16 protein-coding genes are annotated in these 21,719 nt (G+C 63.5%); 9 read left to right on the top strand and 7 right to left on the bottom strand.

All coding sequences use genetic code 11. The features are described from left to right. Positions 1-99 precede the first annotated feature (99 nt). Positions 100-1,479, bottom strand: coding sequence for an FAD-binding oxidoreductase (locus AruPA_RS03110; RefSeq protein WP_265634961.1), 1,380 nt, complete (start codon positions 1,477-1,479; stop codon positions 100-102). Between the two features lie 106 nt (positions 1,480-1,585). Here AruPA_RS03110 and AruPA_RS03105 point away from each other — a divergent pair, with 106 nt between their 5' ends. From AruPA_RS03105 to AruPA_RS03090, 4 genes are all read left to right on the top strand, one after another. Next, positions 1,586-2,365: an IclR family transcriptional regulator gene (locus tag AruPA_RS03105; protein ID WP_265634959.1), complete on the top strand. Its 780-nt coding sequence runs from the start codon at positions 1,586-1,588 to the stop codon at positions 2,363-2,365. Between the two features lie 309 nt (positions 2,366-2,674). Then, positions 2,675-4,345, top strand: a complete 1,671-nt coding sequence (locus AruPA_RS03100; RefSeq protein ID WP_265634958.1) for a PQQ-binding-like beta-propeller repeat protein — start codon at positions 2,675-2,677, stop codon at positions 4,343-4,345. After that, on the top strand, positions 4,342-5,592 hold the full coding sequence (locus AruPA_RS03095) for a c-type cytochrome (protein ID WP_265634957.1): 1,251 nt from the start codon (positions 4,342-4,344) through the stop codon (positions 5,590-5,592). Before AruPA_RS03100 ends, AruPA_RS03095 begins: the two co-directional genes overlap by 4 nt. 64 nt (positions 5,593-5,656) lie before the next feature. Next, positions 5,657-6,037, top strand: a complete 381-nt coding sequence (locus AruPA_RS03090) for an energy transducer TonB (protein WP_265634956.1) — start codon at positions 5,657-5,659, stop codon at positions 6,035-6,037. A 24-nt stretch (positions 6,038-6,061) separates the two neighbouring features. On the opposite strand, the gene AruPA_RS03085 is transcribed toward AruPA_RS03090, so the two are convergent. The 4 genes from AruPA_RS03085 to AruPA_RS03070 form a co-directional block, all read right to left on the bottom strand. Beyond that, complete coding sequence (locus AruPA_RS03085) at positions 6,062-7,720, bottom strand: NADPH-dependent assimilatory sulfite reductase hemoprotein subunit (protein ID WP_265634955.1); 1,659 nt, start codon at positions 7,718-7,720, stop codon at positions 6,062-6,064. A 267-nt stretch (positions 7,721-7,987) separates the two neighbouring features. Next, a complete protein-coding gene (locus tag AruPA_RS03080; protein WP_265634953.1) occupies positions 7,988-8,668 on the bottom strand; it encodes a phosphoadenylyl-sulfate reductase in 681 nt (226 codons plus the stop codon). Continuing rightward, entirely contained in the window at positions 8,668-10,416 is a 1,749-nt protein-coding gene (locus AruPA_RS03075; RefSeq protein WP_265634951.1) for a sulfite reductase flavoprotein subunit alpha, read from the bottom strand. Before AruPA_RS03075 ends, AruPA_RS03080 begins: the two co-directional genes overlap by 1 nt. A 4-nt stretch (positions 10,417-10,420) precedes the next feature. Next, the gene (locus AruPA_RS03070; RefSeq protein WP_265634949.1) at positions 10,421-11,023 is read right to left on the bottom strand and encodes a bifunctional precorrin-2 dehydrogenase/sirohydrochlorin ferrochelatase; all 603 of its coding nucleotides are present in this window, start codon (positions 11,021-11,023) and stop codon (positions 10,421-10,423) included. A gap of 144 nt (positions 11,024-11,167) precedes the next feature. Between AruPA_RS03070 and AruPA_RS03065 the strand changes: the two genes are divergently transcribed. Then, a complete protein-coding gene (locus AruPA_RS03065; RefSeq protein WP_265634948.1) occupies positions 11,168-11,659 on the top strand; it encodes an Lrp/AsnC family transcriptional regulator in 492 nt (163 codons plus the stop codon). A gap of 7 nt (positions 11,660-11,666) precedes the next feature. Here AruPA_RS03065 and AruPA_RS03060 read toward each other — a convergent pair whose 3' ends face one another. Together AruPA_RS03060 and AruPA_RS03055 are read right to left on the bottom strand one after the other, a co-directional pair. Then, positions 11,667-14,861 carry an EAL domain-containing protein gene (locus AruPA_RS03060; protein WP_408858556.1) on the bottom strand — a complete coding sequence of 1,065 codons (3,195 nt, stop codon included), beginning with the start codon at positions 14,859-14,861 and terminating at the stop codon, positions 11,667-11,669. 92 nt (positions 14,862-14,953) lie between these two features. Continuing rightward, a complete protein-coding gene (locus tag AruPA_RS03055; RefSeq protein ID WP_265634946.1) occupies positions 14,954-17,086 on the bottom strand; it encodes a methyl-accepting chemotaxis protein in 2,133 nt (710 codons plus the stop codon). 300 nt (positions 17,087-17,386) lie between these two features. On the opposite strand from AruPA_RS03055, the gene AruPA_RS03050 reads away from it, so the two are divergent. Genes AruPA_RS03050 through AruPA_RS03035 form a run of 4 tightly spaced genes read left to right on the top strand, consistent with a single transcriptional unit; the run spans position 17,387 to position 21,716 of the window. Next, positions 17,387-18,733, top strand: coding sequence for a methyl-accepting chemotaxis protein (locus AruPA_RS03050; protein ID WP_265634945.1), 1,347 nt, complete (start codon positions 17,387-17,389; stop codon positions 18,731-18,733). Between the two features lie 5 nt (positions 18,734-18,738). Then, a complete protein-coding gene (locus AruPA_RS03045) occupies positions 18,739-19,056 on the top strand; it encodes an STAS domain-containing protein (RefSeq protein ID WP_265635127.1) in 318 nt (105 codons plus the stop codon). Then, positions 19,053-19,418: a response regulator gene (locus AruPA_RS03040; RefSeq protein WP_029313131.1), complete on the top strand. Its 366-nt coding sequence runs from the start codon at positions 19,053-19,055 to the stop codon at positions 19,416-19,418. Before AruPA_RS03045 ends, AruPA_RS03040 begins: the two co-directional genes overlap by 4 nt. A 15-nt stretch (positions 19,419-19,433) precedes the next feature. Further along, positions 19,434-21,716: a chemotaxis protein CheA gene (locus tag AruPA_RS03035; protein ID WP_265634943.1), complete on the top strand. Its 2,283-nt coding sequence runs from the start codon at positions 19,434-19,436 to the stop codon at positions 21,714-21,716. Positions 21,717-21,719: the final 3 nt, after the last annotated feature.

Here is a 21,719-nt window from a genome sequence, read left to right as displayed (position 1 = left end):
AACTTTTATTTTGCTGGGCCATGGGCGTCGGCACCGCCAACGCCCATGGCCCAGAGTCAAAAAATTTTTTGCTTCTTTTTTATAAAAAAGAAGTCTCCCTTAAAACAGCTTCCCAGGCCCCATCCCCGCGCCTGGATCAAGCGCCAGCTTGATTCGCCGCATCACCCCCCGTTCCGTCTCATCGCGCCACTGCCCGAACGCTGCGCGTTTGACCAGGCCGACGCCGTGTTCGGCCGAGAAACTGCCGCCGAGGTCGGCGACGATGGCGTTGACATCCGCCATCAGCGCCGCGGGATCGGCGGTGGTGATGACGTTGAGGTGGATATTGCCGTCGCCGATATGGCCGAACGCGGCCATCCGTGCGTCGGGGTAGGTTTTGGCGAGCATGGTTGCCGCACGGTCGAGCAGCGCGGGCACTGATGCGACCGGCACCGAGACGTCGTTCTTGATCGAGGCGCCTTCGCGTTTCTGGGATTCCGAGACGTGTTCGCGCAGCGCCCAGAAGGCGAGGCGCTGGGCTTCGGACAGGGCGATGGCGGCATCCTCGATGAGGCCGGCTTCGAGTGCATCGCCCAGCACCGCCTCGATCGTGGTGCGCAGGGCCGCGTTGCGCCGGGTGGTCGCGAGTTCGATCAGCGCGTAATGCGCGGCAGATTGGCCGAGCGGCAAACGGCCATCCGGCATGTGCCGCAAATTGATCTCCATCGCGGTGCCCGAGATGTATTCGAAGGCGTAGAGCGCGGCATCGTCCTCGTCGCGGAAGCGGGCGAACAGGTCGAGCACGGCGGCGACGCTGGCGAGACCGACCAGGCAGGTTGCGCGTTCGCGCGGCGCGGGCGATAGTTTGAGCACGGCGGCGGTGATGATGCCGAGCGTGCCTTCCGATCCGGCGAACAGATGGCGCAGGGCATAGCCGGTGTTGTCCTTGCGCAGGCCGCGCAGCCCGTGCCAGATCGCGCCATCCGGCAGCACGACCTCGAGGCCGAGAACCAGGTCGCGCGCGTTACCGAAGCGCAGCGTGTTGTTGCCGCCCGCGTTGGTCGCGATGACGCCGCCGATCTGCGCGCTGCCTTCGGAACTGATCGAGAGCGGCAGCAGCGCGCCCGCCGCCTCGGCGGCCAGTTGCGCGTCGCGCAGGGTCATGCCGGCTTCGACCACCAGAGTGAGGCCGGCGCGATCGAGACTGCGCAAGCGGTTCAGACGCGCCAGGCTGAGAACGATTTCGGCATCCGGCGCGCTCGGAATGCCGCCGGCGACCATCGAGGTGTTGCCGCCCTGCGGCACGATGGCGATGCCGGCGGCCGCGCACAGCGCCACGGCGGCGGCAACGCCCGCGGTATCGGCGGGGCGGAGCACGGCGCGCGGGGTGTTGCGATACAGGCCGCGCCAATCCTCGCCATAGGGCGCGATATCGTGCGGTTCGGTCAGAACGGCGGCTGGCCCCAGCGCGGCGGTGAGGCGGGAGATCAGAGCATCCATTCCCCTGCTATATCCGCTCGATCGGCGCTTCGGAAGGCAACCGGCTTTCAAATCGCGGAACCTGTTTCCGAATTGACAAGCGAGGGGCCCGGCTTACTCTGTGCCCATGACCATCCCCATTACCGATCTGCCGACCAGCATCGCAAAGGCCTTCGCGTTGCTGCGCTGCGTGAGTATGAGCGAACCGCCCGCCAGTTTTTCGACCCTGCTGGAGCAGACCGGCCTGCCGAAGGCAACGCTGCATCGCCTGCTGCAGGAGCTTGTCACCGCTGGCCTGATCCGCACCGCGCCCGACCGCACATACCGCCCGGCGCTCGGTTTGCTCGAACTCGCCTACCGGGCGTGGGAATCGATCGATCTGAAGGCGGTCGCGTCGCGCCATGTCGATACGCTGTGGCGCAGCACCGACGAAACCGTGCATCTCGCAGTTCGGGACGGGCACGAGATCATCTACATCGACAAGCGCGAGAGTCCCAAGACGCTGCGGCTGTTTTCCTCGGTCGGGCGGCGCGGGCCGCTGCACTGTACCGGCGTGGGCAAGGCGATTCTGGCGTTTCTGCCGCAGGCCGAACGGGACGAGATCATCGACGCGATCACATTGACCGAGCATACGCCGCACACCATCACGTCGCGCCACTTGCTGCGCGCGGCGTTCGACGAGATTCGCACGGCGGGGCTGGCGTTCGACCGGGAAGAGCACGAGATCGGTATTGTCTGCGTTGCCGCGCCGATTTTCGATCGTGCCGGCCGCCCGGTCGCGAGCCTGAGTGTGACGGCGCCGGCGATGAGAATGGACAACGCCCGGCTTGCGACCCTGGCGCCGGAGGTGAAAACCGCCGCTGACCGGATTTCAGCGGATGCTGTGGCTTCGAATTGCCTCACATGACAAGAAATACGTGAGTAAGATGAAGTCATTCGTCGCCGTCCGAATGACAAAGAAAACTTTTTGACTCCGGATGGGCACGTATTGATTGTCCTTTGCCCGCTTTTTAGACCAAGCCGACGGCGGTTTTGCTTCGCGTGACGTGCCGGCGGCCATTTGGTGCAGCCCGTGACTGGTTTTGACGCCAACCCCCCATCGAATTTTGCCCTCTTGCATCACACTCGCGTTATGGTAGCGTTACCAGTGAAACGAGTGGCCGCCGCATCAGGCGACTTCCCGTAGGCTGCGTCTCAAAAGAAGGAAACGGACCCAATGGAAAAAACCAGAACTCATCGGCGCAAACGCGCGATCATGGCGGGCATTGCCGGCGCCGCACTTGCGATCGGCCTCGGCGGTCTTGCCTATGCCGGTGCCATGGCCAATACCACCACACCGACGCTGAAGGATTACGTCTCGACCCAGGGCGATCATTCGAACTGGATCCTGCCGGCCAAGAACTACAACAACGATCGCTATGTCGATCTGAACGACATCACGCCGGCCAACGTGACGAAACTCAAGCCGGCGTGGACCTTCAAGATCGATGACAACGGCCCGATCGAAGCGGCGCCGATCATCTGGCACGGCACCGCCTATATCAGCTCCGCGCATGATCACGTCTACGCAATCGACGTGAAGACCGGCAAGCTGAAATGGCAGTTTTCCGACAATCCGCATGTGATCGCGTTCGCCGCCAACCGCGGCATCGCGCTGCTGGATGGCAAGGTCTATATCGCGACACTCGATGGTAAGCTGATCGCGCTCGATGCGAATACCGGCAAGGTCGTATTCAGCAAGCTGCTGGTCAAGGACCCGGCCAACTCATTCTACACCATGGCGCCGCTGCCCTATAAGGACCCCAAGACCGGCAAGGCGATGCTGATCCTGGGCGTCTCGAACGGCGACTGGGGCGGCATTGGCAATGTTGCGGCCTATAACCCCGCCAATGGCGACGAGTTGTGGCAGTGGAACGCGGTTCCCGGCCCGGGCCAGAAGGGTCATTCGACTTGGAGCGGCGACAGCTGGAAGCGCGGCGGCGGCGCGGTCTGGACCATGATGGCGATCGATCCGAAAACCGACATGCTCTATGCCAACGCCGGCAACCCGCAGCCGGATTTCAACGGCCCGGCCCGCAAAGGCAGTAACCTCTACAGCGACTCGCTGGTGGCGCTGAATATTTCCGGTGCCAAGCCCAAGCTGGTCTGGTATCACCAGTTCATTCCGCACGACACGCATGACTGGGATCCGGTGATGCCGCCGGTGCTGTTCAACGGCAAGGTCGACGGCAAGGTGATGCCGCTGGTGGCCGATGGTGACAAGGCCGGCAATTTCTGGCTGCTGAACTCAAAGACCGGCGCTCTGGTCAATCATCTGCAGGTCAGCATGCAATATCACCAGAAGGTCGATCCGTCCCTGAAAGGCAACGTTGCCTGCCCGAACACCAATGGCGGCGTCGAATACAACGGCGGTACCTACGACCCCAAGACCAACATGATCTATCTGCCCAGCAGCAACGAGTGCGGCTTCTGGAAATCGACCAAATCGGTGGTCTACATCGCCGGACAGTTCTACCTCGGCGGTGCGTTCCCGACCTTCGTCGGTCCGAACACCGGGCAGCTCAATGCGATCGACGTGAGCAACGGCGTGTTCGCCTGGCGCAAGCCGGAAAAACTGCCGATGGCCGGCGGCGCGCTCTCGACCTCGACCGGGTTGGTGTTCACCGGCATGGAAAACGGCGATTTCGCCGCGTTCGATGGAGACAGCGGCAAGAAATTGTGGAGCTATGACACTGGTTCGCCGATCATCGCTCCGCCGGTCGCCTTTACCCAGGGCGGCACCGAGTATGTCGCGGTCGCGTCCGGCCCAGCCGGCAACCAGCAACTGCCGACGATGCCGAAAGACAATAAAGGCACCATGCTGACAATGTTCACCCTTTCGAAATGAGGCGGGCGAACCGGATCGGATTGATCCTGGGCGCAGGGGTGGCATTTGCCACCCCTGCTGCTTTCGCCGCCACCGCCTCGCCATCGGCGCATGCGCGCGCGGCCGCCGCCCTGGCCGATATCCAGGTTGCCATTTCCACCATTATGGCGGCCGAGAACGGCACGACCAGCGGCCCCGCCAATTACGTCCGGGCGGCGCAGAGTGCCATCAATGCGCTCGTTGGCAGCAAGGACCCGGCGTTCGACCCGCATGTGCCCAACCCCGGTGATGCCACCGGCTCGATGGGCCAGGTCAACGCCCTGCTCGACCAGACAGCGACGCCGCCTTACGTCCCCGCGCTGCACGGCGTGCAGGTCAACGAACTCGCCGCCGTCGCCTATCTGCAGGAAGCTGTGAAGGCACGCGGCCTCAACGCATTTCAGACCGCATCATCCAGCGCGCTCGAAAACCTCGAAGTCGCGGAGGGTCGCACCAGCCAGTACGACGTGCTCGGCGGCATGCTGGGCGCGATTGCCAACACCAGCCTCGCGGTGCCGGATGGCGCCCCGACGGCGAACGGCTGCGCGGCACCCAAGGCGGTCGGTTATGGTCTTCATCACGGCTGGCTAATCTGGCACGCCGTGAAACCCGGTGCCGTGTCGATTCCGGCGACAGGCACCGCATCCGTCAAGAAGGAAAATGGTATGCTGGTTCTCTACACTGCCGCGGCACCGATGGTGCAGCACCACTGCGCCGCCCATGCGGCGGCAGCCACCACGAAACATGCGGCCGCGCCCGCGATGATCAGGCCGGTGGCCGACACCCTCCCCGCCAAGCGCCCGTCCTTGCTGATCGATGCAGCGGCGCACACCGCGGCGAGCCCGGCTCTCTACACGGCGGCCCAGGCGGCCAGCGGTAAGGCAGTATATGCCACCAATTGCGCCAGTTGCCATGGCGCCAATCTGCAGGGCGTCGCGGCGCCCGCGATCGCCGGCACGGAGTTCCTGAAAACCGCGGCGAGCAATAAATACACCGTCTCGATTCTCAACACGATCGTGACGCAGAACATGCCGTTCAATAATCCCGGTTCGCTCAAGCCCGGCGAATACGCCGAGGTCATGGCCTATCTTCTGGCGTCGAACTGTTATCCCGCCGGTAAGACCGCTTTTCCGACCAACCCGCCATCGAGCTTTGGGACTGCACCGCTGGCAGCTCAGGTTCACCCGGCCGGTACGCCCAACAAGCTGGGTGTATGCCCGGTCAAGTGAGTAGTTGCTAAATCCGGATGGCGCCCGGTAATCTGGCGCATCGTCATGATACGGGAGCCACCGGATGAAGCGTTTACTGATCTGCCTTGTTGCACTGCCCCTGTCCGCCTGGGCCGGGCAGGGCGACTTCATCGCCCCCAGCGCGTTCCCGCCCCTTTCCGATGGTGTGGCGGCGGCGGTGAACCAAACGCAGGCGACCATGCTGAAACAGCCCGGCGTCGCCCGTGTCGGGTTCTATCAATTCACCATCGATGCCAAGGGCAAGCTGACGAAAATCGGCATCGCCCGTTCGTCGGGCGATGCGACCGATGATGACGAAGCGATCGCCGCGATCGAGGCCACGCCGTTCGACGCGGCACCCGCCGGCAAACAGACCTATCACCTCATCCCGATCCGCTTTACCGCGCAGGAAACGATCTATATCCCGCCGGCGGGCAGTAAATGACGCCACCCGCCGGGCGGCGCTGCCTCACACGATGCCGGCGCGCCTGGTGTAGTCGCCAAATCCCTCGCCGGGCAAACGATCCTTGGCAAATTGCGCGAACAGCGGCGACAGGGCGGCAATGATCTCAGCCTCGTCGGCGTTTTCGCGGTAGAGCGTGTTCAACCGCGATCCGTCGGCGGCGCCGCCGAGCAGCAGATTGTACCGGCCAGGATTGCGGCCGACCAGGCCGATCTCGGCAATATAGGGCCGCGCGCAGCCGTTCGGGCAGCCGGTCATGCGCACGGTCATCCGCTGATCCGACAGGTTATGTTCGGCCAGCAGCGCATCGATCGCGGTGATCAGATGCGGCAGATACCGCTCGCTCTCGGCCAAAGCGAGGCCGCAGGTCGGCAGTGCGACGCAGGCCATCGCGCCCTCACGCAACACCGACACATGCTGCACGACGCCATGCTCGGCCAGAATCCGCTCAATTGTCGCCCGCTCGGCATCGTTCGCGCGCGCAACGATGATGTTCTGGTTGGGGGTCATGATGATCGCACCACGATCGATGAAATCCGGCATCGAATTGATCGCGACCAGTGCCGATTTCAGGCGCCGCTCGCCGACATCCGCGATCCGGCCGTTTTCGATGAACAGCGTGAGGTGATGCAGCCCTTCGTGATCGGTCAGCCAGCCGAGCGCATCCCCATTGCCGGTGAACGTGAAATCCCGCGCCGGTGCCAGCGGCGTCGCCAGCCGCGCGTTGACCTCGCGCTTGAACCACTCCAGCCCGTGCGTGTCGATCGTGTATTTCAGTCGGGCGTGCTTGCGGTTGGTGCGGTCGCCGTAATCGCGCTGCACTGTGACCACCGCCTCGGCCACCGGAATCAGATCCGCCGCCGCGCAATAGCCAATCACGTCACCCACCCGCGGATAGGTCGCGGGCTCGCCATGCGAGGCGCCCATGCCGCCACCCGCCACCACATTGTAGCCGACGATCGTCTCGCCCTCGACAATCGCGATGAACGATAGATCATGCGCGAACACATCGACATCGTTCGACGGCGGCACGGCCACGGTCATCTTGAATTTGCGGGGCAGATAGGTCGGTCCGTAAATCGGCTCCGCCTCCGGCTCGCCGCCAAGCACCCGCTCGTCACCAATGAAAATCTCGCGCCACGCCCCCGTGCGCGGCAGGAAATGCGCCGACAACTGCCGCGCCGCCTCCACCGCCTCGCCATGCGCGCGCGACAAATACGGGTTCGACGCCGCCATCACGTTGCGGTTGACGTCGCCGCACGCCGCGATCGTGTCGAGCAAAGCAGCGTCCATCGCCCGCATCGCCTCGCGCACGTTGCTCTTGATGACACCGTGAAACTGAATCGTCTGCCGCGTGGTGAGCCGCACCGTGCCATTGCCGCGCTCGGTCGCCAGCCGGTCCATCGCCAGATACTGCCGCGGCGTCAGGACGCCGCCGGGAACCCGCAGCCGCGCCATGAACATATACGCCAGATCCAGCTTCCGCTTGGCGCGCTCCGGCCGCAAATCACGGTCGTCCTGCACATAGACGCCATGAAACTTGATGAGCTGGCCATCGTCCTCGCCCAACCCGCCAAACGCCTGCACATCCAGCTCATCCGCCAGAGTGCCACGCAGAAAATCACTCCGCGCCTTGATCGTCTCATTGCGCGCCAAATTAGCCATCGTGCGTCCTTTCGCGATATGTGCCGAAGGCTTGGGGGTTCGCCCCACGCCCCACCAGGGGCTCCGCCCCTGGACCCCGCTGGGGCCTTAGGCCCCAGACCCCGCTCGTTTCAGATGAGAGGGGGCATCAATTCCGTTGCCTTTCAAAGGGCGTCGCAAGCCCCCTCTCATCTGAAACTAATGAGGTCCAGGAACTAAGTTCCTGGCGGGGGTCCAGGGGGCAGAGCCCCCTGGTCGGGGTCCGGGGCGAAGCCCCGCCTTGCCGGCTCATGCCGCGACCGGCCGTGGGAGGAAGATGCCGCATTCGATTTTACCGGTACCGCTCCAGCGTCCGGCGCGGGGGGGTTCGCCGGGCTGGATGCGGCGGGTGCAGGTATGGCAGCCGATCGAGGCGAAACCGTCGGCCTGGAGCGGGTGGTGTGGCAGGTTGCGGCTGGCGAAGTAGGTTTCGATATCGGTCTGGGTCCAGGCGCGCAGCGGGTTGACGATGATGCGGCCATCGGGGCCGGTTTCGGTGGCTTGCAGGGTGGCGCGGCTGTCGGACTGGGTATGTTTGCGCCCGCTGATCCAGGCTTCGAACGGCAGCAGGGCGTCGTCCAGCGGCATGGTTTTACGCAGGGTGCAGCATAAATCGGGGTCGCGGGCGAACAGGGTGCCGTTAGGGTCGAAGCTGGCGAGGTGGGCGGGGTCGGGGCGGATGGTCCGCACGTCCGACAGGCGCAGCCTCGTGATCAAAGCGTTGCGATAGGCAATGGTATCGGGGAAGAGTTTGCCGGTATCGAGGAAAATGACCGGCAGGGTGCGGTCGATCCGCGCGACGAGGTCGAGCAGGGCGGCGGATTCGGTGCCGAAGGACGATACCAGGGCGACGCGGCCGGGGTGGGCCGCGATGCTGGTGCGCAGCAGATCGAGCGCTTCGGCTTCGTGTCTGGTGAGGGTTTCGAGCATCAGTAGACGTCCTTTTTGTAACGGCCGGCGGCGATCAGCGCATCGAGTTCGTGCTGGCCGCGGTCGGCGTCGTCCTTGCCGAGAATACGAACGAGGGTGGCATCGACATCGCGCGCCATCGCCTTGGCGTCGCCGCAGAGGTAGAGCGTGGCCCCCTGGTCGAGCTGGGCGCGCAGGTCGTTGCGCTGGTTCCAGAGCACGTGCTGGACGTAGCGTTTTTCCGGCTGATCGCGCGAGAAGGCGAGGTCGAGCCGGCCGAGCACGCCGGATTTCAGCCACTCCTGAATGTCGAGCTGGTAGAGGAAATCGTGCAGAAAGTGACGGTGGCCGAAGATGAGCCAGGATTTGCCGGCGATGCCGAGGGCTTCGCGCTCCTGCAGGAACGCCCGGTAGGGCGCGATGCCGGTGCCGGCGCCGATCATCACGATCGGGGTTTCGCTGCGATCGGGCAGGCGGAAATGCGGATTGGCCTTGACGTGGACATTGACGCTGCCGCCGGTTTTGCGCCGTTCCGCGATCATGCCGGAGGCGACGCCGAGCCGGGCGCGGCCTTCGCTTTCGTAGGCGACTTTGGCGATCGCGAGATGCGCGGCTTCACCGACCAGGCGTTGCGATGATGCGATCGAATAGTAGCGCGGCGGCAATTTGCGCAGCAGGGTGGTGAGTTGGGCGGTCGTCAGGGTGTGGGGATAGGCTTCGAACAGGTCGATCGGCTGGCGCCCGGCGATGAAGCGGCCGCGCGCCTCGGCATCGGCGGCGAGGGCGGTGAGGCGCGCATCGCCGGTGAGGGCGGCGTAATCCTGGATCAATTTGCCGCTGAGGGTCGTGATGTCGCGTTCGCGGGTGAGCGCGCTATGGGCGGCGCTGTCATCGAACAGGCCGGTGGCGCGCAGGACCGCACCGACCAGGGCGGGATCGTTTTCCGGCGCGATTCCCAGCGTATCGCCGGGCTGGTAGACGATCCCCGAGCCGGTCAGATCGAGTTCGAGGTGCAGCGTTTCCGAGGAGGAACGTGACGAGGTGATGGGATGCAGGGCGGCGATTTCGGCGGCAAAGGGCGCGTTCTTGCCGACCGGTTCGGCTTCGGCGCGGTGGAAATCGACATGGATGACCGAGCCGGCGTCGGCCGCGGGGGTCAGTTTTTCGAGCAGGGACGCGATGAACCCGGCGGCCGGGGTTTCGTAATCGAGGTCGCAATCGAGCCGTTCGGCGATGCGGACGCCGCCGAGCGCTTCGAACCGGGCGTCGATCTGTTTGCCGGTTTCGCAGAACTGCGCGTAGGAGGAATCGCCGAGCGCGAGCACCGCGAAATTCACGCCATCGAGCGTCGGTGCGCCGTCGGCCATCAGCGCGCGCATGAACGGGGCGGCGCGTTGCGGCGGCTCGCCTTCGCCCCAGGTGGAAGCGATGACCAGCAGGTTGACGGTGTCTTTCAGCGTGGCGAGGTCGGCATCCGCCATGTCGAGCAGGCGGGGGGCGAAGCCGCGCTTCTGGGCATCGCGCTTGGCGGCACCGGCGAGGGCTTCGGCGTTGCCCGATTCGGTGCCGTACAGGATGGTGAGTTTGGTTTTGACCGCGGGTGCCGCAGCGACGGGTGCCGCTTCGCTGCCCGCGGCATCGATGCCCGCCAGAAATCCGGTCAGCCAGGCGCGCTGCACCGCGGAGGCGCGGCCGATCACCTGATCGAGCGCGATGATTTCCTCGGGCGCGAAGGGCGCGGTGCGGGGCAGTTTGGCGGTTCTTGTCATGATATCAGCCTTGAGGTTGCGGGGCAGCGAAATCGCACACCCGGTCGCACAGCCATTTCCGGTCCGCGGCAATCGCCGCGATGCGTTTCGCGGCTTCCGGCATCGAGACGCCTTCACGCTGCCAGGCGGCGCGCAGGGAGCCGATTTCCGCGACGCGATCGGCCCATTCCGCGCCGTAGCGCAGTTCCAGATTGCGCCGGATCATGCCGGCGAGGCCGGGGGCGCGGCCGTTGGTGGAAATGGTGAGCAGCAGATCGCCGCGCCGCACTTCGGCGACTGAGTGAAAATCGCACAAGGGCGGCACGTCTTCGACATTGACGAGCAGCCGCAGCGCCCGGGCGGTGGCGGCGAGCGGTTCGGCGCGGTCGCGCGGCAGATCGACGATCCACAGAACGTGCAGCGCGGCGAGATCATCGGGGCCGGGCACCGCGCGACGGAGCTTGTCGCCAGCTTCGGCCACCGCTTCATCATCGGGGGCGTCGGAAAACAACAGCGCGTTGGCAGCACCTGCGGCGCGCAGGGCGCGAAACCGGCGCAGCGCCAAGGCACCGTTGCCGGCGACCGCAAGACGCGCAAAACGAGGATCGAGCGCAATCGGAATCATCATATCTCCTGGGCTGGATATAGCGGTCCTGCACGTGTCGTAAAACCGCATTCTCCGCCTAGCGCTCAAATTCGGGGAAATAAGATTGATTTTCTATCCTGGCGATCGCAAAGAGAAACCGGTCATCCATGCGGGAGATTCCACGCCATGCCGGAGCTTTCTGAATTGCCGCCGCCCAGCGCCGCTCCGATGCTCGACAAGATCGATCGTGCCATTTTGCGGTTGATCGCGCGCGATTGCACCATGCAACTTGCCACGATCGCGAGCCAGGTCGGCCTGTCTGCGACACCGTGTTGGAAGCGCATCAAGCGGATGGAAGAGGCCGGGGTGATTACCGGCCGGGTCGCGATGCTGTCACCCGAACGGCTGGGATACCCGGTTTCCGTGTTCGCCTCGATCGAAACGGCAGACCATTCGGAAGCCTGGATCGCGCGCTTTGCCGAACTCGTCGCCACCATGCCGGAAATCGTCGGCGCCTGGCGGATGAGCGGCGATGTCGATTACCTGCTGCACATCATGGTGGCGGATATTCCCGCCTATGACGCCTTCTACCGCCGCCTGATCGCGGCGATTCCGCTGCGCAACGTATCGTCGCGGTTTGCGATGGAGCGGATGAAATCGAGCCCGCCGCCGATTTGAACGTGTTTCACGCGCCATGCAGGCCAACGAGTGTGGGGGCCTCGTCATCAGCGTCGTCATGCTGCGCCGTTTGGGGCGCATGCGCGCCAGCGCGTACCTGCACCCCGCCTCGTGCCGATCGCGCGGCGAAGCGGACCAGCCACGGCAGGACCGCGCTTTGCGCCATGGGCGGCGCGATGCCATACCCCTGACCCAGCTCAGCGCCCATACTGCGGGCGAAGTCGATCAATTCCCGCGTTTCAAGACCTTCGATCGCAACCTTGATGCCGAGCTTACGGCCCATTTGCACCAGCCCCTCGACCAGCGGCACGCTGCGGCGGTCACCCGCTGAAATGCCCCGGACGAGGCTCTGATCGATCTTGAGAATGTCGAACGGCAGGGCGCGCAGGCGCGTGAGGCTGCCATAGCCGGCACCGAGGTCATCGAGCGCGAGGTGCACGCCCAGTTCGAGCAATCGCGCCGCGTCCTGCGCACAAAGTTCATCGTCGCCGGCGAAGCCCTGATCCTCCAGCAATTCCAAGGTCAGGCGTGCGCCGTCGATCCGATGTGCGGACAGCGCCGTTCGTATCCAATCGACGCAGGCGGGTTTGCGCAAGGTCGACGGAGGCAGATTGACTGAGATATCGAGAGGAAAGCCTTTGCTCTGAAACTCAAGAATGGCGTCGAGGGCGTGGTTGAGGCTCTCGACGAACAGATGATCGAGTTCCTGTTCGCTGAGCGCGGGCAGGAACTGCCCTGGACTGATGATCTGGCCATTGGCGAGTTCGATGCGCGCAAGGGCTTCAAACTTGGTACACGTGCCGCTTGCAAGATCGACGATTGGCTGGAGGAACATCCGCAAACCGCCATTGAACAATTGCTCGCGCCAGTTTTTTCGATCGTCCGCGGAGATCATCACAGTGTCAGCACTGTGCGTACGTTCGATCGCGCGGCTGATCAACAGGCTCAGGGCTTCGGCAGTCTCGCGCATATGCCTGGTGCGGAACAGGTTGGGCAGGCGACCATAAAGTTTGATCATGCCCAGGATGCGTCCTGTGGCGTCGAGCACCGGCAGCGCGGCGATGCTGCGAATCCCGGCATTGCCGAGGGTTACGGCCCATGCCGGGCCCTGATCTGTCTGCCCGTCGATCAACGGGATATCGACGGGTTCACCGGACGCCCAAGCCTCGGCCATGGGATGCAGGCTGGCCGGAGTCAGGCGCCTGCCATGAAGTTTCTGGTCGGGATGCTGGTCAAACCAGGCGCGATGAGCATCGCTTTCCGCTTCAACGATAAAGGCGCCGTCGGGGTCCTGCCCATATACCGCGGCGAAGGCGATGAACGGCCAGCCATCGAAGGCAGCGACGACTGCATCGAGGATATCGATCCGCCGACGCAGAGGGCGGAGGCTATGAGCGAGCTCGCGCATTCTGCCGTGGATGTCCTGACGCAGCGACTCCGCGGCCTCTTGTTGCAATTCAAGATCGAACTCGATCCGCCGCAGAACAATGTCGAGGTAGATCTGACGCTGGCTGAAGCGACCTGGAACCTGCTGACTCATGACCGTGATCGTCTGATAGAGCCAACTCATCGTCGCGGTTATCCCGTTCGCGCCAACGCCGAGGGCGGCATGCAACCGGCCAAGCTGACGAGCGCGTTCCGCGTGCTGCGCACGCGTCAGCCCGGGATCGAGCAGCATTTCGATATAGCTCGGCAGCAGCGTGGCAAACCTTGCTATCACCTGCGGCGTCATCGCCGCGGTTACGGCTTTATTGCGCTGGTCCGCCCGTACGTGGTCGAGGAGGCCGGCGGCAAGTTCATCGAAACGGCCAGCCAGAAACCGATGCGCCCAACCCAGCAACAGCCCGGCTTGATCGCCATATGGATCGAGAGTCTGCCGTCTGATTGCTGACTGGCGTTGCACCTGTCCGAACAACGAGGCTTCGGCGACTGCGAGAAGGGCGTTCGCAATCTCGGTGTCGTCGCCATGGATGGCACAGCCGAGTGACAAGGTCAGACGCTCCGCGATCCCTTCGAGCGGGCGGAATCGCTCCTCCGCCACGCTGAGCGCCGTTTCGATATGACCATGAACGGCGGTGCGACGGGGATCGATCCGCGCAAATGCGAAAGAATCGCCGCCGACCCGCGCGACAAGGAGCGCACCGGGAAGTGCGCTCAGGCGCGCCGCAAGTTCGATCAATATGCGGTCGCCGGCGGTGGCGCCGAGTCGCTTGTTCAGGGCGGTAAAATTGCAGATGTCGATCACGAATGCGGCCAACTGCGCCCCCGGTGCGAGCCGGTCAGCAAGGCCGATAATCTGCTCGTCGAAGCCAACGCGTGACAATGTGCCGGTCAGGCGATCAAGGCGGCGCGCGTGCTCGATGGCGAAAACGGTATCCTCGCGAGCGCGCTGGCTCTGTTCAATCTGGCGGGTCAGAACGACGATACCGACCAGAACGAGCAGTTCCATGATCCAGCGCACCCAGCCATCCGTGGCCCAGAGCCGGGGTGCGCAGGTGATGGGCCAGGAGATCAGCACTTTCAACGGCAGTCCCGGTACGTTGACCTCACTTTTGTTAGTACCGGTTGGCTTCAGCGGATTCCCAACGCCCGGTCGATTGGGCGGGAAAAACATCAGTCCGCCTCGCCATTGCCCGATTGGGCGCCGGTTGCGCACGTCCACCGTGGTTAGAACCCAAGGGGATGAGAAAACGTTTGGATAAGCCAATAGTTGTTCGAGTCGGTAGGGCGTGCCGACGAAGTACCGCGTGACGCCGGTTGCCGCGACGGCGCGAAAGCGCATTGTGATCGCATAGGTACCAACTCGGGCCGCGTAGCGCGATCGACCGAGCAGGTAATCCGGATGACCGGGCAGGGGGGTGAACCCGGCGGCGCGGGTGATTGGCCTTGCGGCCTGTTTCTGGGTCGACCACACGATCGTGTTGCCGTCGGCCGACTGGATATTGAAAGCGTACAGGCTCCGGTGGAGCGCCATGAAGCGGCGCAGAGCGACAACCGACCGGCCGGTTGGCCGCATCGTTCCATCTGGACGGGGTGCGAGCAGGCTGACGCCGATGAATTCAAGCTCTGCGAATTGTGCGAACAAATGGCGCGCGATACTGCCCGCATATTCGGTCGCATCAGTCCGGGCGCGATGGACGATCGTCTGTTGCGCAGACATCAATTCGATCGTCTCGAAACTCAGGATGCCCAGCAAAACCACTCCTGGCGCAAACCACAACAGAAGCGATCGAGCGAGGCGAGGACCAACCAGACCTGACCTCATTGCCAATAAGCTGCCATGGGTGGGTTCTGTCAGAATTCTTGCCACGCCGGGTCGCTTGAACTGACGGCGACCAGTTTCGGCTTGCCCGTCGCTAACACCGGCGGCGGTTTCGTGCGCTGCCTGACAGGCGTAGCCGCGAAAGGACGCGTAGCCAAATTCCGCCGTTCGACCAGGGGCTCATTGACCGGTTGGCGCAGGTCGTCACCGATGACGAATGCCTCGACCAAGCGCGCGAGTTCATCCGCTTCGTTAGCGAGACCATGGCTTGCGGCGGTCGCCTGTTCGACCATGGCGGCGTTCTGCTGCGTGACCTGATCCATCTGGTTGACCGCCGTGTTGACCTCATGCAGCCCGGTGGACTGCTCGCTGGCCGAGGCGGCGATGTCGGTGATCAGCGCATTGAGGCTTGTAACCTGTTCGGCGATACGGGTCAGCGCCTGCCCGGTCTCGCCGACCAGGCGGACGCCAACCGCAACCTGTTGCCCCGATGCGGTGATCAATCCTTGGATCTCTTTCGCCGCGTCGGCCGAGCGCTGCGCCAGCGCGCGCACCTCGGTGGCGACGACGGCGAATCCCCGCCCGGCATCGCCCGCGCGAGCGGCCTCGATCCCGGCGTTCAGGGCCAGCAGATTCGTCTGAAAGGCGATTTCATCGATCAGACCGACAATCTTGTCGATCTGGCGGGACGATCCCTCGATGGCACTCATCGCGTTCACCGTTTCGAGTACGACATCACTCGAATGCTTTGCGTCCTGTCCTGCCGCCGATACCAGGTCCCGCGCATCGCTGCTGCGGCGTGCCGTGGTCTGGACCGTTGCGGTGATCTGGTCCATCGCTGCGGCCGTTTCTTCGAGCGTCGCCGCCTGTTGCTCCGTGCGCCGGGCGAGATCGTCCGACGCATGGGTGATTTCGCTCGCCCCGGCCCGCACGCCGGCGCTGCTCGCGGCGATCGCTGTCATGGTCGTCTGCAATTTTGCGATGGCGCTGTTGAAATCGCGTCCGAGCTTTTCATAGCTGCCGGGTAGAACGCCATCGATCCGATAGGTCAGGTTGCCAGCTTCCAGTTGCTCCAGACCGGCTGCGACCGCCGTGATTGCCAGCGCCTGACTTCGGGCGATCGATTGCCGTTCGGCTGTAAATCGCCGGTTGACGTCATCGGCTTCCTGACGCTTCGCAAATGCGAGTTCCGCAGCCGCCAGTTGTCCCGACTCGATTGCCTCCAGATTGTCGATGTTGGCGGCAATCGCCTTGAAGCATGGCGTGGTTGAGGCGGTCTTGGTACGCGATCCAACGATTGATGCGGCCGGGACGCCGACGAACAAGATGCCGATGACCTGATCGTCGCGCAGGATCGGCTCGTATACCGTCACGTAAGGCTCGCCGAGGATTTCGGTCACGCCGCGATAGCTGAGCCCCTGTCCGAGTACACGATCGCGCACCGGACCCGCCGCCAGGCAGGTGCCGGTCGCCCGCGCGCCGGTTGCGCTCAGGATATTGGTGGACACCCGCCGATCCCGCGCAAAAATGGTGGCTGCACCCCCAAATTTCGATTTTACCTGATCAACGAGTTCGAAATCCCCGTTGATGCGATGCTCACCGAACCACAGATCCTCGCCCTCCAGCCGTGCGTCACCATAAGCCTGTGTTAACGTGCGCAGCATGTCGATGTTCTGACCGAGGGCATTCTGCGCCAGTACCATGCGCTCATGCTCCGCTGCCCGCTCGACCACGGCAGCAATATGTTCGCACACAGGCGTCAACTGATGGCGGACCCACGCTTGCATGATCTTGAAACCAAGGCCAACAACGACGATCCCGGCGCCGGTCAGAAGAACCATATTCATAGTGGTTGCCCCTGCGGAGGAGAGTGCGTTCCGGCACGGTCCATGCTCATCGTGAGAGTTCTGTTCAAGGAAGGTGTCTCCATTTACTGCCGATAAGCGCGACGCGCGGTCATAATGCGCGCGGAATCTTAACAGACGGATAATTGCCGCCGGTTCGTCTGTGTGTGGACGGCGACTGGTTCCGTCAGCAGCGCCAATACGGACGGGCGTTGATGCCTTTGAGCGGCGGCGGTCGGGGGAGACATCGCCGCGCCGGTGGTACGTTTCACGGCTTGGCGCTGGCACCCCCTCCCAAAAGGATAATCGGTCAAGGGTCATCGTTAACGATGGCGTAATCTTTGTCTCCTATCGTGATCATACGGACTGCGGTCGGGACGTTCATGCTCAGTCATCCCAATGATTTCGACCTCATCATCAACTGGCGCGACAAGTAACGAGGCACGCATGCTAACATGGTTTCGTGAGACGGCTCCGATCCGTTTGAAGCTCACCCTGGCGTTTGCAATGGAGAGCGGCTTACTGCTCATCTGCCTTGCCGCTGCGGCGATGATCTATGCCCAGCCGGCGCTGGGCCGAATTTCGATCGCAGTCTGCGCGGTCGCATTGCTGGTCTCAACCGTGCTTGGCTTCGTTTTACGGGGAGCGATCGCCGATCCCTATGTCACGACGGTCGAGCGAATGGAGGCATTGGCGGCGGGCGATCTCGATTCACCGGTCCGGTTTACGCAGCATCGTGATTGCGTCGGTCGAATGACCAAGGCGATGAATGCGTTTCGAACCGCGTTGATTGCCCGCAATAAAGCTGAGGAGGGGCTGACCTCGCGCATCGAGCTGGAAGCGCAACGTGCACGCGCCGAAGCAGAACGTGATGCCGCCGCGAAGGAGTTGGAGCATGTGGTTCATTCACTGGCCGAAGGGCTCGAGCGCCTCTCTTCCGGGGCGCTGACCTACCGTATCACCGAGGCTTTCGCCCCCGGATACGAACGGTTGCGTAGCGATTTCAATAACGCGCTTGGTCGGCTTCAGGACACGATGAGGACGATTGCGACCAATACGGGGGCGATCCGTGCCGGTACGGGCGAGATCTCATCGGCTGCGGATGATTTGTCCCGTCGTACCGAGCAACAGGCGGCCAGCCTTGAGGAGACGGCAGCTGCGCTGGATCAGATCACCGCAACGGTAGGCAAGACGGCCGACGGCGCCACCCATGCGCGCGACGTCGTCGGTACGGCGCAGGCGGACGCCGAACGCAGCGGGGCGGTGGTGCGTGAAGCCGTGGCGGCGATGAGCGGCATCGAAGCTTCATCGCTGCAGATCAGCAACATTATCGGTGTAATCGATGAAATCGCCTTCCAGACCAATCTGCTGGCATTGAATGCAGGGGTCGAGGCCGCCCGAGCCGGTGATGCCGGGCGTGGATTTGCCGTGGTCGCCTCCGAAGTGCGGGCGCTCGCACAACGATCGGCCGATGCGGCCAAGGAGATCAAGGCGTTGATTTCAACGTCGTCCAAACAGGTCGGCAGCGGTGTCGAACTGGTCGGGCAGACGGGCAAGGCCTTGCAGCGACTGGTTATTCAGATCGGCGAGATCAATGAGGTTGTCGTGCAGATCGCTGCGTCCGCGCAGGAGCAGGCGACCGGGCTGCATCAGGTGAATGTGGCGGTCAACCAGATGGATCAGGTCACTCAGCAGAACGCTGCGATGGTCGAGCAATCGACCGCGGCAAGCCATGCACTAGCGCAGGAGACCGAGCAACTTGCTGCCTTGATCGCCCAATTTCAGATCGGCGAGATCGCCGACCCATCGTCCCGTCAGGGACCGCGCAAAGCAGCCGGCCGACCTGCGCCGGCGGAGCGCTCGATCAGGGCGGTCCGTCCGGCGGTCTCGCAGCTCAGGTCGAGCGGGGCGGCCGCGGCCCGCAAGCTTGCGGTCGCAGCGGATGTCGATAGCTGGGAGGAGTTTTGAACAAGATGCCAAAGAGATCCAACCCGCCCAAAGGCGCTGCAGCTGTCAAACTCAGGCTTGATCCGATTCTCGATATCAAGGCATCCGCACCGTTGTATGCGCTTCTATCCCGCCACCGTGGCCGCGACCTGGTCATTGATGCCAGTGCCGTCGAACGATTTGGCGGGCAGTGTCTCCAAGTGTTGCTTGCAGCGCGTGCACGTTGGGCCGCCGATCAGCGCGGGTTTCTGGTCGAGGGGTTTTCACCCGGCGTGATCGCCACGCTGGAATTGATGGGCATCGAGCCCACGGCGTTTGATCATCGAAGGGAAATGGGCGCTTGATCAAGACAATATTGACGGTCGACGATTCACGGACAATGCGCGACATGCTGCGCCTGTCCCTGGTGGAGGCCGGTTTCCGGGTCGTGCAGGCGGAGGATGGCGTGCACGGGCTTGAAGTGCTGCGTGATGAGACACCGGACGTTATCGTCACTGACATCAACATGCCGCGCATGGACGGGTTCGGTTTCATCGAAGCGGTGCGGCGCGATGTCACCTGGCGGTCGACGCCGGTGCTGGTGCTGACCACGGAGGTCGACGCCGAAAAGAAGAGCCGAGCGAAGGCGGCGGGTGCGACGGGCTGGATCGTCAAGCCGTTTGATCCGGTCAAGTTGGTCGACGTTATCCGACGCGTCGCCGCTTAAGGAGGATGGTGCGCAATGGACCCGATGGCGGCAATCCGTGAGACCTTCTTTCAGGAATGTGAAGAGCAGCTGTGCGAACTAGAGAGCGGCCTGATGCGGATGGAGGGCGGCGAGACCGACCAGGAGACGGTCAATGCCGTCTTCCGGGCCGTTCATTCGATCAAGGGTGGCGCTGGCGCGTTCGGGCTGGAGGATCTGGTACGCTTTGCCCATGTCTTCGAGACCGCGCTCGATCGGGTGCGCTCGGGCAAGCTTGAGGCATCCGCAAACGCGATGCGGCTGCTGCTCCGCGCTTCGGATGCGCTGGCCGATCAGGTTCGGTGCGCCCGCGATGGCGCAACACCTGATGAAGCGCAGACGACATCGCTGGCTGCGGCGCTCAAGGCACTCACCAACGGGGACGCGACGGAGCAGAGCGATCCAGCGGAGGATGATGGGCTCGGCGATTTGACCTTCCTGCCGTTGCCGGTCCCGGTCGAAGACGAGACGCTGCAGACCGGTGGTTGGGTCATCAAGTTTCGGCCGTTCGCCGATCTTTACGCCAATGCGAACGAGGCGGCGCTGCTGCTGCGCGAAGTCAGCATGCTCGGCCCGGTCAGGGTGACGGTCGATCGCTCAGCACTGCCCGACTTTGCCGAACTCGATCCGGAAGGCGCGTATTTGGCCTGGACGATCGCATTACACGCCGAGTGTGATGAGCAGGCGATTCGCAGCGCGTTCGAATTCGTCGAGGACGATTGCGAATTGGTGATCAGCCGTGCGTCAGACCAGTCTGATCGGTTGAATCTGCCACAGCCAGACGCAGAGGTAGCCGGCGGGGGAACCGCGGAGACGATCCCGACACCCGATCCCGTCACGGCAGCCAACGTCACGGCGAACAGTGGCATGCCTTCCGACGCCGATGTGCTCGCAATGATTCGCAAAGCTCAACAGAGCGTATCGTCATCCGATCGTGAACAGCCAGGAGCCATTGCCGGCGGGGCACAAAATCCATCGCCGCCGGCGGTTCGATCCCGGCAGGATGCAGCGCCCGGCACGGACGGCGCGCCATCGAAAAATGACACCGGGTCTGCCGTCGGGGCGACGATCCGGGTGGATCTCGACCGGGTTGATCGCCTGATCGACCTGGTCGGCGAACTGGTCATCAATGAGGCGATGCTGACCCAGCGCGTCATGGAAGCCGGGCTTGCGCGCGCCTCCGGCGTGGCGGCCGCGCTCGACGAGCTCGAACACCTGACGCGCGAGATTCAGGACAGCGTGATGGCGATCCGTGCGCAGCCGGTGCGATCGGTGTTCCAGCGCATGCCCCGACTGGTGCGTGAGGTCGCGGCAATGACGGGAAAACAAGTCCGTTTGCTGACCGATGGCGAGGGCACCGAGGTCGACAAAACAGTCATCGAACGGATTGCCGATCCGCTGACCCATATGATCCGCAACGCGATCGATCACGGGTTGGAGTCAACCGATGCACGGCTTGCGGCTGGTAAGCCGGAGGAAGGGGTGGTCAGGCTGACGGCTCTGCATCGCTCCGGGCGAATCGTGATCGAGGTGGCGGATGATGGGGCCGGGATCAATCGGGAACGGGTCAAGGCGAAGGCGATCGAGAAGGGGTTGGTCGCGCCGGAAGCGCAGCTCAGCGATGAAGAAACCGACAATCTGATCTTCCTGCCAGGCTTTTCGACCGCGAGTGAAGTTTCCGACATCTCTGGCCGGGGGGTCGGCATGGATGTGGTGCGGCGCTCGGTTCAGTCGCTCGGCGGGCGAATTTCGATTGCGTCGCGGCCGGGGGCCGGTTCGACCTTTACGTTGAGCCTGCCGCTGACGCTTGCTGTGCTCGATGGCATGGTGGTCAGCGTGGCAGGCCATACGCTGATCGTTCCGCTCAGCGCGATCATCGAAACATTGCAGCCGCAGGCTGCCAATGTTCACACGCTTGGGACGGATGTGCGGGTTGTGGCGATGCGCGGGCGTTATATTCCGCTTGTCGATGTCGGCATGGCGCTCGGCTATAGTGAGGTCCCGCTCGAGGCTGACAAGAGCGTGGCTTTGCTGGTCGAAGGTGAGGGCGGCATTCGCGCGGTGCTGATTGTCGATGCAATCCAGGGCCAGCGGCAGGTCGTGATCAAGAGTCTCGAGGCGAACTATCGCGCGGTGCCCGGCATCGCCGCCGCAACGGTAATGGGCGATGGGCGCGTTGCCCTAATTCTCGATGTCGATGCGATCGTCTCGGTGACAAGGACTGAACTTATCCGTGGTGACGCACTGCGGGCCGAACCAACTCTTTTACAAGCGAGTTAAGCC

The organism is Acidiphilium sp. PA (assembly GCF_026191915.1).
In the GTDB taxonomy this organism is placed as follows: Bacteria; Pseudomonadota; Alphaproteobacteria; order Acetobacterales; family Acetobacteraceae; genus Acidiphilium.
This window is presented reverse-complemented; position numbering and strand designations above follow the sequence as displayed.